The sequence below is a fragment of the Paenibacillus sp. NRS-1781 genome, from assembly GCF_050467745.1.
GTDB classification, from domain to species: Bacteria; Bacillota; Bacilli; order Paenibacillales; family Paenibacillaceae; genus Paenibacillus; species Paenibacillus terrae_A.
Genome location: NZ_JBITPI010000038.1, coordinates 1 through 12,375, shown reverse-complemented (window position 1 = coordinate 12,375; position 12,375 = coordinate 1). Strand labels below are relative to the sequence as shown.

The 12,375-nt window shown below is 47.6% G+C and carries 10 protein-coding genes and 18 tRNA genes; 4 read left to right on the top strand and 24 right to left on the bottom strand.

Annotated features, from left to right (window positions below; all coding sequences use genetic code 11):
- Window positions 1–201: 201 nt before the first annotated feature.
- From ACIFO6_RS14180 to ACIFO6_RS14160, 5 genes are all read right to left on the bottom strand, one after another.
- Window positions 202–1,386: a response regulator transcription factor gene (locus ACIFO6_RS14180; protein ID WP_430041283.1), complete on the bottom strand. Its 1,185-nt coding sequence runs from the start codon at window positions 1,384–1,386 to the stop codon at window positions 202–204.
- Window positions 1,367–3,163, bottom strand: a complete 1,797-nt coding sequence (locus ACIFO6_RS14175) for a cache domain-containing sensor histidine kinase (protein WP_430041282.1) — start codon at window positions 3,161–3,163, stop codon at window positions 1,367–1,369. Before ACIFO6_RS14175 ends, ACIFO6_RS14180 begins: the two co-directional genes overlap by 20 nt.
- A gap of 30 nt (window positions 3,164–3,193) precedes the next feature.
- Window positions 3,194–4,009, bottom strand: a complete 816-nt coding sequence (locus ACIFO6_RS14170) for a carbohydrate ABC transporter permease (protein WP_430041281.1) — start codon at window positions 4,007–4,009, stop codon at window positions 3,194–3,196.
- 22 nt (window positions 4,010–4,031) lie between these two features.
- Window positions 4,032–4,922 (bottom strand): carbohydrate ABC transporter permease, encoded by an 891-nt coding sequence (locus ACIFO6_RS14165; protein ID WP_430041280.1) that lies wholly within the window; start codon window positions 4,920–4,922, stop codon window positions 4,032–4,034.
- Window positions 4,923–5,031: 109 nt separating this feature from the next.
- On the bottom strand, window positions 5,032–6,363 hold the full coding sequence (locus tag ACIFO6_RS14160) for an extracellular solute-binding protein (RefSeq protein WP_430041278.1): 1,332 nt from the start codon (window positions 6,361–6,363) through the stop codon (window positions 5,032–5,034).
- Window positions 6,364–6,655: 292 nt separating this feature from the next.
- Between ACIFO6_RS14160 and ACIFO6_RS14155 the strand changes: the two genes are divergently transcribed.
- Entirely contained in the window at window positions 6,656–6,817 is a 162-nt protein-coding gene (locus tag ACIFO6_RS14155) for a lysine-specific demethylase (RefSeq protein ID WP_014279404.1), read from the top strand.
- Window positions 6,818–7,074: 257 nt separating this feature from the next.
- Here the strand turns inward: ACIFO6_RS14155 and ACIFO6_RS14150 are convergent, their stop codons facing one another.
- The gene (locus tag ACIFO6_RS14150) at window positions 7,075–7,815 is read right to left on the bottom strand and encodes a Crp/Fnr family transcriptional regulator (protein WP_283654271.1); all 741 of its coding nucleotides are present in this window, start codon (window positions 7,813–7,815) and stop codon (window positions 7,075–7,077) included.
- Window positions 7,816–8,115: 300 nt separating this feature from the next.
- Between ACIFO6_RS14150 and ACIFO6_RS14145 the strand changes: the two genes are divergently transcribed.
- The 3 genes from ACIFO6_RS14145 (at window position 8,116) to ACIFO6_RS14135 (ending at window position 10,458) form a co-directional block, all read left to right on the top strand.
- Window positions 8,116–8,565 carry a GAF domain-containing protein gene (locus ACIFO6_RS14145; protein ID WP_283654270.1) on the top strand — a complete coding sequence of 150 codons (450 nt, stop codon included), beginning with the start codon at window positions 8,116–8,118 and terminating at the stop codon, window positions 8,563–8,565.
- Between the two features lie 143 nt (window positions 8,566–8,708).
- On the top strand, window positions 8,709–9,362 hold the full coding sequence (locus tag ACIFO6_RS14140) for a response regulator (protein ID WP_044647721.1): 654 nt from the start codon (window positions 8,709–8,711) through the stop codon (window positions 9,360–9,362).
- On the top strand, window positions 9,355–10,458 hold the full coding sequence (locus ACIFO6_RS14135; RefSeq protein WP_430041276.1) for a PAS domain-containing sensor histidine kinase: 1,104 nt from the start codon (window positions 9,355–9,357) through the stop codon (window positions 10,456–10,458). The genes ACIFO6_RS14140 and ACIFO6_RS14135 overlap by 8 nt, the downstream gene beginning before the upstream one ends.
- A gap of 104 nt (window positions 10,459–10,562) precedes the next feature.
- On the opposite strand, the gene ACIFO6_RS14130 is transcribed toward ACIFO6_RS14135, so the two are convergent.
- The 18 genes from ACIFO6_RS14130 to ACIFO6_RS14045 form a co-directional block, all read right to left on the bottom strand.
- Window positions 10,563–10,633: transfer RNA gene (locus ACIFO6_RS14130), tRNA-Gly, on the bottom strand.
- Window positions 10,634–10,642: 9 nt separating this feature from the next.
- Window positions 10,643–10,716, bottom strand: a tRNA-Pro gene (locus ACIFO6_RS14125).
- Between the two features lie 22 nt (window positions 10,717–10,738).
- Window positions 10,739–10,815 (bottom strand) — tRNA-Arg (locus ACIFO6_RS14120).
- A 26-nt stretch (window positions 10,816–10,841) separates the two neighbouring features.
- Window positions 10,842–10,913 (bottom strand) — tRNA-Cys (locus ACIFO6_RS14115).
- 10 nt (window positions 10,914–10,923) lie between these two features.
- Window positions 10,924–10,998: transfer RNA gene (locus tag ACIFO6_RS14110), tRNA-Gly, on the bottom strand.
- Window positions 10,999–11,004: 6 nt separating this feature from the next.
- A tRNA-Leu gene (locus ACIFO6_RS14105) sits at window positions 11,005–11,091 on the bottom strand.
- Between the two features lie 14 nt (window positions 11,092–11,105).
- Window positions 11,106–11,181, bottom strand: a tRNA-Lys gene (locus ACIFO6_RS14100).
- 4 nt (window positions 11,182–11,185) lie between these two features.
- Window positions 11,186–11,260, bottom strand: a tRNA-Gln gene (locus ACIFO6_RS14095).
- Between the two features lie 16 nt (window positions 11,261–11,276).
- A tRNA-His gene (locus ACIFO6_RS14090) sits at window positions 11,277–11,349 on the bottom strand.
- Between the two features lie 20 nt (window positions 11,350–11,369).
- Window positions 11,370–11,455: transfer RNA gene (locus ACIFO6_RS14085), tRNA-Tyr, on the bottom strand.
- A 4-nt stretch (window positions 11,456–11,459) separates the two neighbouring features.
- Window positions 11,460–11,535, bottom strand: a tRNA-Thr gene (locus tag ACIFO6_RS14080).
- Between the two features lie 25 nt (window positions 11,536–11,560).
- Window positions 11,561–11,633, bottom strand: a tRNA-Phe gene (locus ACIFO6_RS14075).
- Between the two features lie 81 nt (window positions 11,634–11,714).
- A tRNA-Asp gene (locus ACIFO6_RS14070) sits at window positions 11,715–11,791 on the bottom strand.
- Between the two features lie 24 nt (window positions 11,792–11,815).
- Window positions 11,816–11,889: transfer RNA gene (locus ACIFO6_RS14065), tRNA-Met, on the bottom strand.
- A 26-nt stretch (window positions 11,890–11,915) separates the two neighbouring features.
- A tRNA-Val gene (locus ACIFO6_RS14060) sits at window positions 11,916–11,991 on the bottom strand.
- Window positions 11,992–11,997: 6 nt separating this feature from the next.
- Window positions 11,998–12,069 (bottom strand) — tRNA-Glu (locus ACIFO6_RS14055).
- Window positions 12,070–12,164: 95 nt separating this feature from the next.
- A tRNA-Asn gene (locus ACIFO6_RS14050) sits at window positions 12,165–12,240 on the bottom strand.
- A 4-nt stretch (window positions 12,241–12,244) separates the two neighbouring features.
- Window positions 12,245–12,320: transfer RNA gene (locus ACIFO6_RS14045), tRNA-Ala, on the bottom strand.
- Between the last annotated feature and the right edge of the window lie 55 nt (window positions 12,321–12,375).

Below are 12,375 nucleotides of genomic sequence, written 5' to 3'. Positions count from 1 at the left end.
AGTATATTCCCCTTTACATTTGGCCTATATCTTCAAAGTACCACAAAGGATCGTTATTTATCTAATGCAGCTCGCAAATTGGTTGAACAGCTACAGGCTGGAGACACGAAAAAGACTGCTCCCAAGTAGATGCTCTACAGCCCTACTCATGAAACAGCCTTATACTGGAGGAACTTCCATCATTCCTTCGTTGATACCGCCTTATTTGACTCCCTGATGCCGATACTCGGTCGGAGTCATTCCACATTTGCGCCGGAACACCTGTGTAAAATGCCGCATGTCCTGATAGCCAATCCGCTCGGAAATATCGGCCAACCGAAGATGAGGATCACTGAGCAGCCGCTTTGCTTCCTCCATCCGCAAGCAAATAACGTAATCCTTGTAGCCTTGTCCAGTTTTTTGCTTGAACAACTGGCTGAAATACACCGGATTCAAAAAGACAACCGAAGCCACCTTCTCCAGCGACAATTCCTCTGTAAAATGTGTACGAATATATTGCAACGCCACATCCACCGTATGCATGCCTTTTCGCAAACATTCTCCCGCGTCCACCGCCGCCGCTGCAATCTCCTCGGGCGTTCGTCTTAGCCGTACCACTTCTTCAGGAATAGACGCAAAATTGTGGTGAACTCCCGAACGCGTAATTTGTAACGGCACCTTCACATAACGCTTCAAGTGGGATTCGAGCAACGTTTCCAGCCGTGCCGCCTCTGCCTCATCCCGCAGCCGTGCAATACCCAGCAGGCTATGGCGGTCGAGACTGACGACAAAGCCACTCCCGCCTGCCTCAACCAGCTCGGATAGTACATTTTCAATCATAAAATGCTCCAGGTGTGTCTGCTTGTGATCAGGTTCCATACGAACCATGAAGAGATGAAACTCCGGATAGTTTTCCACAAACGGCTGTATATCGAGCTTCCCAGTATCCAGTCCAAGTGCATGGCGTTGAAAAACAGCTTCACGCAAATAGACCATATTGGACTTGAGAAGCTTGCCCTCGCTCGCCTGCTGTGAAGCGACAAGTGCTTCGGCCGCCAGCATTTCAATGCATTCGAGCAGCTTTTTTTTGCCAATCGGCTTTAACAGGTAGTCTTTGGCACCCAGCTTTACTGCTCTTTGTGCATATTGGAAGTCGGAATGGGCCGAAATAACAACCCACTGCAGATGAGGATGCTTTCGCTTGGAAATGCGCATGAATTCCAGACCATCCATACCGGGCATCAGGATATCGGTCAATACAATATCCACGGGATGCTCCGCCAGAATGCCTGCTGCTTCCTCGGTGGAAGCAGCGATATGAATGCCGCAGGCTGGCAGAGCCTGACCAATGGTGCGCCGAATCCCCTGCCGAATCATACTTTCATCGTCAGCTATCAGAATATTCATGATTCTCCTCCTTCTGTGGCAGAGGCACACTTACAGTGGCTGTCGTTCCGGCCCCAGGTACGCTGGAGATCCGTAGGCCGTACTCTTCTCCGAACATGTGCCGTAGCCGTAAATTTAGATTTTGCAGGCCGATGCCTCCCACCTGCCCGCTGCCCGTCTGCTTGCCGGGTTCTGCCAAAGCAACCTGAACCACCTCCCATCGTTCGTACTCCATCCCTGCGCCATTATCCATAATATGCAGACTTAATACACCGTCATATTCCTCTGCCCTGACGAGCAGCTTGCCGCCTGTATTCGCATGAAGAGGCTCGAGTCCGTGCTTGACTGCATTTTCAATCAACGGCTGTAAGGTCATTTTCGGCAAGCGGATATCCATCCAGCGCTCATCAATACTGATGTCTACGGATACCCTGCCTTCCAGCCGTGCCTGAATAATCGTGAGGTAATGCCCGATCTGCTCCACTTCTTCGCGCAGGCTGACATCGGTCCCTTCCTCCCAATGACTGCTGTAGCGGAACATATGGGATAAGGAGAGCACCACTTCCCCGAGCTGATCCTGCCCCTTTTCATCCAGCATCCAATAGATCATATCCAGCGTATTATACAGAAAATGCGGATTGACCTGCGTCTGGAGCGCGTGCAACTCGGCATTTTTTTCACTGACCGATGATATGCGTACCAGCTCGATCAAATCGGCAATCCGTCTTACCATATGGTTGAAGGATGTCGCCAATTGGTTGATTTCCTCATAAGATTCAATCTCCACCGTATGGCGGAAATTCCCCGTCTCTACCCGTTTCATTTCGCGAATGACCCGCTTCAGCGGAAGCGAAATACGTCTGGAGACGATGGAGGCAATCAGCGCGGATAAAATAATGAGTACAGGCACCACGATGAGCAAATACCTTTGATTTTGCACCAGCTCCACGTTTAAATCCCCGCTGGGTGTCACACTAATGACCGACCAATCGGCAAACGGCAACTTAGAAGCGATTACAACCTTCTCATTACTCCGATTAACAATGACATCATCCTCAGGCACCTGCTGCTCCAGACTTTGCAGATCCGGTGGCGGTTCAGAGGAAGTAGCCGACACAATCCGATTTTTATGGCCTACCAGATATACCTGACTATTGGTGCCCAGCCGCAAATTATGGAGGGCGGACAGAACCGAGCGCGGTTCAGCTTCAAACAGGACGATACCAATCGGCTTATGCTCATCCAGATCATAGAGCTGGCGCCCGAACGCAAACACCGGTCTGGTTTCCACCTGGTCAATGACAGAGTGAGGATAAACGCCCAACCATGCGATTTTGCCCGCTGACTTTCGAATTTCCTTATACCATTCAGTGTGTTCGTAATCGGTATCAATAACATTCATGTAATTACCGTAGTTGTACACCTTGCCTGTGTCTGTAATGACATGAATGCCTATCAGGTCCTCACGCGAATAATAGATAGCTCCCAGAATATTGGTAATTGTACGTTCATTGATGTAATTGACGGCGGGTAAATCACTGGTATCCGTCGTTAGCAGACGAACCAAATCCATATTGTTGCTGATCGATTTGGACAGACTGTTATAGCTGCTGAGCAGCAGTTCGAACAGTCCTGCCGTTTGAGAAACATTTTTACGAGCCAGCTCACTGACCTTATCATGGAACTGTACTGTAGTACGGTTATAAAATAACAGACTGATCGCCAGCACAATACCGGACATGCTCAAGAGGAATAGAATAAACAAGCGGTGGTGAATAGACTGAAAACGGCGCATCATACCTCCGTGCGCTCCTTTCGAATCGCTCGCCTACCCTTTAATCGCCCCCGCTACCATGCCCTTGGTAATCTTTTCGGACAGGACAAAATAAATAATAATGACCGGTAAGGCCCCCATGACCAGAAAAGCGCCAATATTGCCGTAATTCACAGAATACTGACTGACGAATGTATAGACGCCGAAAGGGAGTGTTTTGAGCTTCTCTGACGAGATAAAGGTGGCAGCCATAATGTATTCATTCCAGATATTAATAAAGGTCAAAATACACACCGTCATCATTGGCGGAATCGAGATAGGTAAGATCACACTGCGAAAAATACGATAAATGCTCGCTCCATCAATGTAAGCGGATTCTTCAATCTCGTGGGGAATGGACCGCATAAAGCCGGACAGGATGAAAACCGCAATCGGTGTCTGAAAAGCAATGTAGGGTAAAATTAGCGAGAAATACGTATTGAGAATGTTGATGTTTTTGAACATCACCATCAGCGGCAGCAGCGTTGCCTGCATCGGAATCATCATTCCGATCAGAAACAAGGTCAGCACAGCAGCTCCAAAGCGCCAGCGGAAACGCGCAATCGCATAAGCAGTCATCGAGCTTAACAAAATGACGAATAACATCGTAACCCCGGTCACCAGCACACTGTTTCCCAAATAGCGCAAGTAGCTCCCTGCTTCATACGCTTCCTGATAGTTGTGCCACTGGGGCACTTGAGGGAGTGCAAAGAAGCTTGCGCTCAAAATCTCTTCATTCGTCTTCAACGAATAGGTCAGCAGCCAGAAGAGTGGGTACAGCTGCGTGACGATCAAGACCGCCAGCAAGGAAAAGACCAATGTTCTTTTCATGGTGATCACAGCTTCATCCCCCTTAGCTTACCTTATTTTCGATTCGTTTGAAAACAAAATTTATCACAATTGTAAATGACAAGCAGATAATCACGAGAAACGAAGCCAATGCACTGCCATATCCATATTTCATGGACAAAAAAGACATGTTATACATATACGTGGACACCGTATCCGTTGCATGAGCAGGCCCTCCACCCGTCATCACCCAGATCAGATCGAACGATTGCAGAGAACCAATAAAGGCCAATACAATGGATATTTTGAAAATAGGCACAATGAGCGGCAGCGTAATATACCGATCTGCTTTAAAACCCTCAGCTCCATCCATTTTGGCTGCCTCGTACAACTCATTCGGAATATTTTGCACCCCGGTAAACTGAATCAGCAAATGATAGCCAAAATACTGCCACAACGACACAAAATAGAGAGCATACATGGCAAGCTGCGGTTCTGTCAGCCATGAGCGTGTCCAGCTTTCCAGCCCGACCGACATCAAAATACCGTTCAGCATCCCACCCATTGAGGCCGGATTATAGATCGTCTTCCACAGCTGCCCGATAATAACCACCGACAGAATGACTGGCAGAAAATACATCGTAACCAGCGTATTCGCCTTACGCACATAGCGATTAAGCAAAATAGCCAGCAGCAGACAGAACGGAATTTCCAGCATGGAGAACACAGCGAACATCATCGTCCGCTTCACAGACGGCCAGAACACCGGATCGGCTGTAAATATTCGCTCGAAATTCGCCAGCCCTACAAACTTCGCCTCAGATATTCCGTTCCAATCCAGTAGTCCACAGTATACCGACACCAGAATCGGAACAAACACCATACAGGTGTACAGCAGCAGGCAGGGCAGCACGAAAACGGCAATGGTGCGTGCCGGCACCTTAAGTACATTCATGCTCCAATCTCCTTTTGTGTTTTTTCTGAACATCTTCTAAGGATGGGCAGCTCATGGTTATCCCAAATCAGGGAAGGAACCAATGCGCCCCTTCCCTGTTCAGCTGCAACTATTTGTTCGCTTCAAAAGCGCTCTGATGCTCCTTGGCAACTTGTGCAGAGTCTTCTTTTTGCACGAACAGGTTTTGAATACTGCTCAGATGCGCCTGCGCGATAGCTGGATTCATCGTATTATCAAATGCGAGGTCGCCGCCCTTCACATTTTTGAACAGCTCATTGAGATTAATTGCCAGCTCGGAGTAGCCCGCCTCCTTCAGATCGCCTTTCATTTTCTGCCCGCTGCCAATTGCATTTTTCAGATCAAACTGGATCTTGGGCATCTCTGTAATAAAATAGTGCAGAAAATCCTTCGTCTCCTGCAAATGCTCACTGTTCGCCGATACCGCAAACGCACTGCCCGGCGCAATCACATACTCATTCACATCTCCCTTGCCATTCACCGTAGGGAATTGGAACGCGCCCACCTTGCCTGCTACCGAAGAAGCATCAATAGACCCTGTTTCCCATGTGCCCATGATATACATCGCAGCTTTTCCTGTTTTAAAAATGTTGCCGCCCGCATTATAGTCAATGGATGTTGCTCCATCCGGGAAAGCCCCTGCCTGCACCAGTTCCTGAAATGCATCCACTGCTTCCACAAAAGCCGGATCATTAAACGTCTTTTTGCCGTCCAGCACATCCTTGAGGAAATTCGGTCCTTCATTCGTACGCAGCAAAATATTCATGAAAAGGAGTGATCCGGTCCACGAATCCTTCTCCCCAATCGCAATCGGGGTAATCCCCTTTCCCTTCAGCGCCTTGACCGCCGTTATCAGCTCATCAAAGGTGGTTGGCAGCTTTTGAATTCCCGCCTGCTTGAACAGCTCTTTATTGTAAAACACCACTTCTATATTGTTGCCGTCCGGAAAAGCATAAAGCTTATCATCAAAGCTATAATAATGGAGCAGTCCATCCTGAAATGTATCTTTTAACCCATCTTTATCCGCCACATCGTTCAGAGGAGCCAGCAGCCCTGCATCTACGAAGGGCTTCATCTGTGCGGCCGGGTTTACAATTGTAATATCCGGAACTTCCTTCGCCGCCGCCTGTGTTTTCAGCTTTAGCTTTTGTTGATCTGTATTCAGCGAATCCAGCTCAATTTTGACATTCGGATGATTCTGCTCATATTGACTTACAATTTGCTTTATCATTTTGTATGAAGGAGTGCTAGGATCAGGATTAATGTTCTGGAAGGTAATCGTCACTTCTTTACTTGCAACGTCTCCACCCTTGCTGCCTGAGTTTCCCGGACTTGCGCTCTGTCCGTTATTACAAGCTGTCAGCGTCAATGCCAAGGCGCTCGCCACCAAAATAGCAAACGCTTTCATTTTTGTTCTGCCCATTATCTTTTTCCTCCTCTTGTTGAAGCATTGCGCGAATTGTCTCCCGTCTGTGAACACTCAATGCCCGCTTGTTTTTTTCATTATGTTCTATAGAAAAGAAGTGAACAATGTGTGAACTTAAGGAGAAGGGTTTGTTTTTTCAAGCCCTCATTCGTGCGCTTCAAAATTCATTCATATCATACCTTGCAATTTATCTCGAACACAGGCATAATATGAATAAGCTCATTCTTTGATAATGATTCTCATTATTAAAAGGGAAATATACATGGACTCCAAAGGAGGCAGGACCGCAGTGAAAGAAGCTTTTAGTAGAACCTCCCTGCATATTGATGATTATTTGGATCTTCTCAATCTTGCGGTACAAGTCGGAGATATAAAGTGGCAAAAGGAAATTACACGTAAACTTCAAGCCTTAAGTGTCCTCCAAACAGAACAGGTTGAAATAGATCAATAATCGTCTCCCCAGCTAATTGACCGCTATACGGCGTTGATTAGCTTTTTTTATATTAAAAATGTGAGCATTTTGCATAAGTCCCAAGAGCGATTTCAAATCAGCAATATAAAGATCGAAATGGTTTAGTTCGTCTATATATTGTACTTTTAAGCGTTCGGAATCGAATGTTGCAAAATGCTGGTGTATAAGTGCAGGTTGTCAGAAGACATAAATAAGGCGGGTCCTCAGGGACTCCGCCTTATTTATGTTCATATTTTTTAGAGTCGGCAAATTTCATGCGCACATTGGCCGTATGAAGGGCAGCAGCACATCATGCGCAGCACCTTGAGATCATGAATGACTATTTTGCCATCCCGCGTATCAAGCGTCCCCTGCTCCTTCAACGAGCTTAGCATCCGATTCACACTCTCCCGCGTCGCTCCAATCATTTCGCCCAGCTCCGAGTGACTCAGCTTCATATTCAGTAAAATGCCATCCTTCACTGCTACACCGCATGTGTTACTCGCCCGGATTAGCGTAGAGGCCAATGCACCTGTTTTACCATACAGCAGCAAATCCCGAAACCGCGATTGCATAATCCGTTGCTTCATAGCCATCCACTGAATGAATTGAAGGCCCATCGCTCCATTTTTGGACAGAAGCGATTCCAGATCCTGAACACGCACGACGCCCAGCTCACAGGCATCGGCTGTTTCTGCAGTGCAGCTATACTCTTCTCCATCTATCCCGCTGAACTCCCCAATCAAGTCGCCTTGATGCTGAATGGTCAAAATCAATTCTTTTCCGTCTTCTGTCGACTTGCGAAGCTTAACATGGCCCGAATGTATATAATATAGCTGCTCCGATTCTTCGCCCTCTCTAAAAAGCGTAATGCCGGCCTTTACCTTTTTCCAGGACATAATATCCTTCAGCAGCCCAAAATGTTCCTCAGTCAAAAAAAGCTGAATTCCCGTGCGTTCCACTTCATCCCCAAACCGTTCCGTACAAGTGGCTTGCATGTTAGTGTCCTCCTCGTGTTTACCTGATATCTATATCATAAAGTTTTGACGCATCAGTTGTTATCAGGAGAACACCTGATTTTACACCTTCCTACTCCCTGATTCGCTGTGATAAATATCACTCCCACCATCAAGCAGAGCCTAATTTATCGGCTTCCCTCCTACTCCTTGCCCCGCATGTTCAAAAGTCAGTGTTTCCTGTACCTATAGATCAGGGGGTTCCCTGACTTACTTTTATAACTGCCGGGACTACAATAAAGTTAGAGCTAAAGGTTTTTTACGAAAAAGGATGTGTCTTCTATGCTAGAAATAACGGATGAAATGCGCAAAACACTGGATCAGTTGAGAGATCGTATCTATGGGGATCTCACAGCACTTGCGCTCATGTCCAAGCCGGGCGGCAGGTTGCAATGGTATTATGCCTCTGGCAGCCGTAGCGAACGCTATCGGCGTATTTCTTTTAAGGTAGGACATGGTATTGCCGGGATGGCTGTTCGTCTGGGGCGTACCGTGACCGTAAGTGCTATGCTCTCCGGCAGCATCCGTTTACGTCAGGAATGTGCGCTGATGCTGGCGGAGCAGCTTCACTCTGCTGTGGCTATTCCCTTTTCCAGCACAGGGGATCTGCCGAACGGTGTATTGCTTCTTGGTAATCGTGATGTGAGAGTGTTCACCGATTCCGACGTCGCAGGGGCCACACAAGTCGCCGAGCAGCTTGGTCAGCTATGTGCCCACACGCTTACTCTATAAGATTAATAGCATTTTTATAGAAAATGAGACGGATATATATTACGAAATATAATTGTATCTAACTGCCTATGTTGATTGGAATCCCTTAAATTTGCTATGATGATGATAAAATGTACGGTTCTACCGTTCGAGGGGATGACAAATTGATTCGTATACTTGTAGTGGATGATCATGTTGTCGTACGTTCCGGCCTCATGGCCCTACTGGACGGCAAACACGGTATTAAAGTGGTAGGAGATGCAGCGGACGGGGATGAAGCGATTCGCAAGGCGATAGAGTTACAGCCCCATGTTGTACTCATGGATTTTAGTATGCCACCTGGCAAAGACGGTCTTACGGCAACTACTGAATTGAAAAAACAGTTGCCCGATACGGAAGTGCTTATTTTAACGATGCATGACGATGAAGAATATCTGTTCCGGGCCATTCAGGCCGGAGCTTCCGGATATATTTTAAAAAGCGCACCTCACGAGGAATTACTTGCTGCCATTCAGTCTGTGGCCGAAGGTAGCGCCTATCTGTACCCGAATGCAACCAAACGACTAATGAGTGAATATCTGGATAAGATCAAAAAGGAAGGCATAGCCGGCCCATATGAGTCCCTTTCTGAACGTGAAAAGGAAATCCTTTCGTGGGTAGCCAAGGGATATGCAAACAAGGAAATTGCCGAGCGTCTGGTGATCAGCGTCAAAACCGTTGAGTCCCACAAAAGTAACCTGATGGAGAAGCTTAACCTGAAAACACGGCCCGAGCTGGTCAAATTTGCACTAAAAAAGGGGCTGCTGCATTATGAATGAACCTTCTAATCCTTTGCTCCAGCATGCTTTTGGCGAGTCAGCCGATAAGCTGCTGGATAATTTGGAAGCGCATATACCGGAATCCCCTTTTCTCCATGCACTGCGTAACTCACTTCACCAGCTATCCAATCTGAAATTTGCGTTGGATACGTCCTCTATCGTTGCTTTGACCGATCACCGGGGCATTATTCAGTACGTCAACGACAAGTTCTGCGAGATTTCGCAATACAGTCGTGAAGAGCTGATCGGTCGGGATCATCGCCTCATTAATTCGGGCTATCATCCCCCTGCCTTTATGAAAAACCTGTGGACCACAATTCGTTCAGGCGAGGTATGGCAGGGAGAGATACGTAATCGAGCCAAAGACAACACCTACTATTGGGTGAATACCACCATCGTTCCATCCATGGACGAAGAAGGTAAGCCCTATCAGTATTTGGCGATCCGTAATGAGGTAACCAAACTAAAAAAAGTAGAGGCTGAGCTTCAGACGATGATGACGCAAGTGATGCAAATACAGGAGGAAGAGCGCAAACGTTTCTCAAGAGAGCTTCACGATGGAATTGGGCAAAGCTTGTTTGCGCTGATTATTCAACTGGATAGCCAGCTTGCTGAACAGCCTAGTCCTGCTCTGGAAAAGCTGCGTTCACAGGTGACTGACATTATTAAGGATGTCCGCGGACTGGCATGGGAACTTCGTCCGTCGGTTCTGGATGATTTGGGCGTCGTACCGGCCATACGGACCTATATTGAAAACTATTGTTCTCATTACGGAATTGAGGTACATTTTCAATGTAATTTGCGTAAACGCCTTGATATCCGCAAAGAAATAGCAATTTATCGGATTGTACAGGAAGCCTTGACGAATGTAGCCAAGTATGCGGACGTAGCAGAGGCACATGTCAACGTAGAGGATCGGAGTGAGACCATACAAGTGACTATTTGGGATGAAGGTATTGGATTCTCCAAGCAATCCCAAGGGGAGGGCGTGGGACTGTTCAGCATGGAGGAACGAGCCAGGGGAGTAGGAGGATGGATGAGCGTAACCTCTGCACCGGAACAGGGGACCTCCATCCAACTGACCATTCCTGTGTAAAGATACAACAGCATAAATAAAAAAAGAGAGAGCGCTGTCCCAGACAGGCTCTCTTTATTTATAAGGTGTCACCACTGAGGCAACAAGAATCCGCTATAGCAAAAAGCGGGTGATGGGAATCGAACCCACGCTATCAGCTTGGAAGGCTGAAGTTCTACCATTGAACTACACCCGCAAATCAGTATCGGGATGACACGATTTGAACATGCGACCCCCTGGTCCCAAACCAGGTGCTCTACCAAGCTGAGCTACATCCCGATATTATACATTTTTAAGAAAATGGCGCGCCCTGAGAGATTCGAACTCCCGGCCTTTTGATTCGTAGTCAAACGCTCTATCCAGCTGAGCTAAGGGCGCAAAATGTAATCCATAATGAGCAGTAAAGGCGCCACCCAGATTTGAACTGGGGAGTGAAGCTTTTGCAGAGCTTTGCCTTACCACTTGGCTATGGCGCCGAATGGATAATGGAGCGGACGACGGGAATCGAACCCGCGACCCTCGCCTTGGCAAGGCGATGCTCTACCGCTGAGCCACGTCCGCAAAATATGGTGCGGTCGAGAGGACTCGAACCTCCACGGGGGTTAGCCCACACGGACCTGAACCGTGCGCGTCTGCCAATTCCGCCACGACCGCAAAATAAATATAAATGGTGAGCCATGAAGGATTCGAACCTTCGACACCCTGATTAAAAGTCAGGTGCTCTACCAGCTGAGCTAATGGCTCTTAATGGCTGGGGATATAGGATTTGAACCTATGCATGACGGAGTCAAAGTCCGTTGCCTTACCGCTTGGCTAATCCCCATTAAATGAAAATAAAGGGCGGCCGATGGGGCTTGAACCCACGAATGCCGGAGTCACAGTCCGGTGCGTTAACCACTTCGCCACGACCGCCATAATGATTATGAAAAGACTGGTGGAGGATGATGGATTCGAACCACCGAACCCGTAAGGGAGCAGATTTACAGTCTGATGCGTTTGGCCACTTCGCTAATCCTCCAAAATGGTGCCGGCGAGAGGACTTGAACCCCCAACCTACTGATTACAAGTCAGTTGCTCTACCAGTTGAGCTACACCGGCACATTACTCATTCCCACTTGAAAGGTGGCTCGGGACGGAATCGAACCGCCGACACGAGGATTTTCAGTCCTCTGCTCTACCGACTGAGCTACCGAGCCATATGTTGTTTTATATCTGTAATATACAAACCCACATTATATGTATAATACACAAAAATGCCAGTTATATATTTCATAAAATGGCGGAACTGACGGGATTCGAACCCGCGATCTCCTGCGTGACAGGCAGGCATGTTAGGCCTCTACACCACAGTTCCATAGATAATCCTAGGGGAAATCAATTGCGGGGACAGGATTTGAACCTGTGACCTTCGGGTTATGAGCCCGACGAGCTACCGAACTGCTCCACCCCGCGACAATAATAGGTATTTACTTTTCAAATGGTGGAGGCTGAGGGGCTCGAACCCCCGACCCTCTGCTTGTAAGGCAGATGCTCTCCCAGCTGAGCTAAGCCTCCATACTATGACCCGTAGGGGAATCGAACCCCTGTTACCTCCGTGAAAGGGAGGTGTCTTAACCGCTTGACCAACGGGCCTTAAAAAAAAATTCCAATACTTAATGGAATAACCATAAGTTTCAACCAGCTCAGCTACGCCACCACTTATATATAAATTATAAATATTTAAGATTTGGCTCCCCGAACAGGACTCGAACCTGTGACAACTCGATTAACAGTCGAGTGCTCTACCAACTGAGCTATCAGGGAATATTGGTGGAGCCAAGCGGGATCGAACCGCTGACCTCCTGCTTGCAAGGCAGGCGCTCTCCCAGCTGAGCTAAAGGCCCTAATATGTATGTCTTCATTATCCTCTAAAGGGACATTGCTTGGCGACGTCCTACT

What these genes read in the sequence shown, in the direction of transcription:
- ACIFO6_RS14180 (WP_430041283.1), bottom strand. Translation starts at nt 1,386, where the DNA reads ATGAATATTCTGATAGCTGACGATGAAAGTATGATTCGGCAGGGGATT.
- ACIFO6_RS14175 (WP_430041282.1), bottom strand. Translation starts at nt 3,163, where the DNA reads ATGATGCGCCGTTTTCAGTCTATTCACCACCGCTTGTTTATTCTATTC.
- ACIFO6_RS14170 (WP_430041281.1), bottom strand. Translation starts at nt 4,009, where the DNA reads ATGAAAAGAACATTGGTCTTTTCCTTGCTGGCGGTCTTGATCGTCACG.
- ACIFO6_RS14165 (WP_430041280.1), bottom strand. Translation starts at nt 4,922, where the DNA reads ATGAATGTACTTAAGGTGCCGGCACGCACCATTGCCGTTTTCGTGCTG.
- ACIFO6_RS14160 (WP_430041278.1), bottom strand. Translation starts at nt 6,363, where the DNA reads ATGGGCAGAACAAAAATGAAAGCGTTTGCTATTTTGGTGGCGAGCGCC.
- ACIFO6_RS14150 (WP_283654271.1), bottom strand. Translation starts at nt 7,815, where the DNA reads ATGCAAGCCACTTGTACGGAACGGTTTGGGGATGAAGTGGAACGCACG.
- ACIFO6_RS14145 (WP_283654270.1), top strand. Translation starts at nt 8,116, where the DNA reads ATGCTAGAAATAACGGATGAAATGCGCAAAACACTGGATCAGTTGAGA.
- ACIFO6_RS14135 (WP_430041276.1), top strand. Translation starts at nt 9,355, where the DNA reads ATGAATGAACCTTCTAATCCTTTGCTCCAGCATGCTTTTGGCGAGTCA.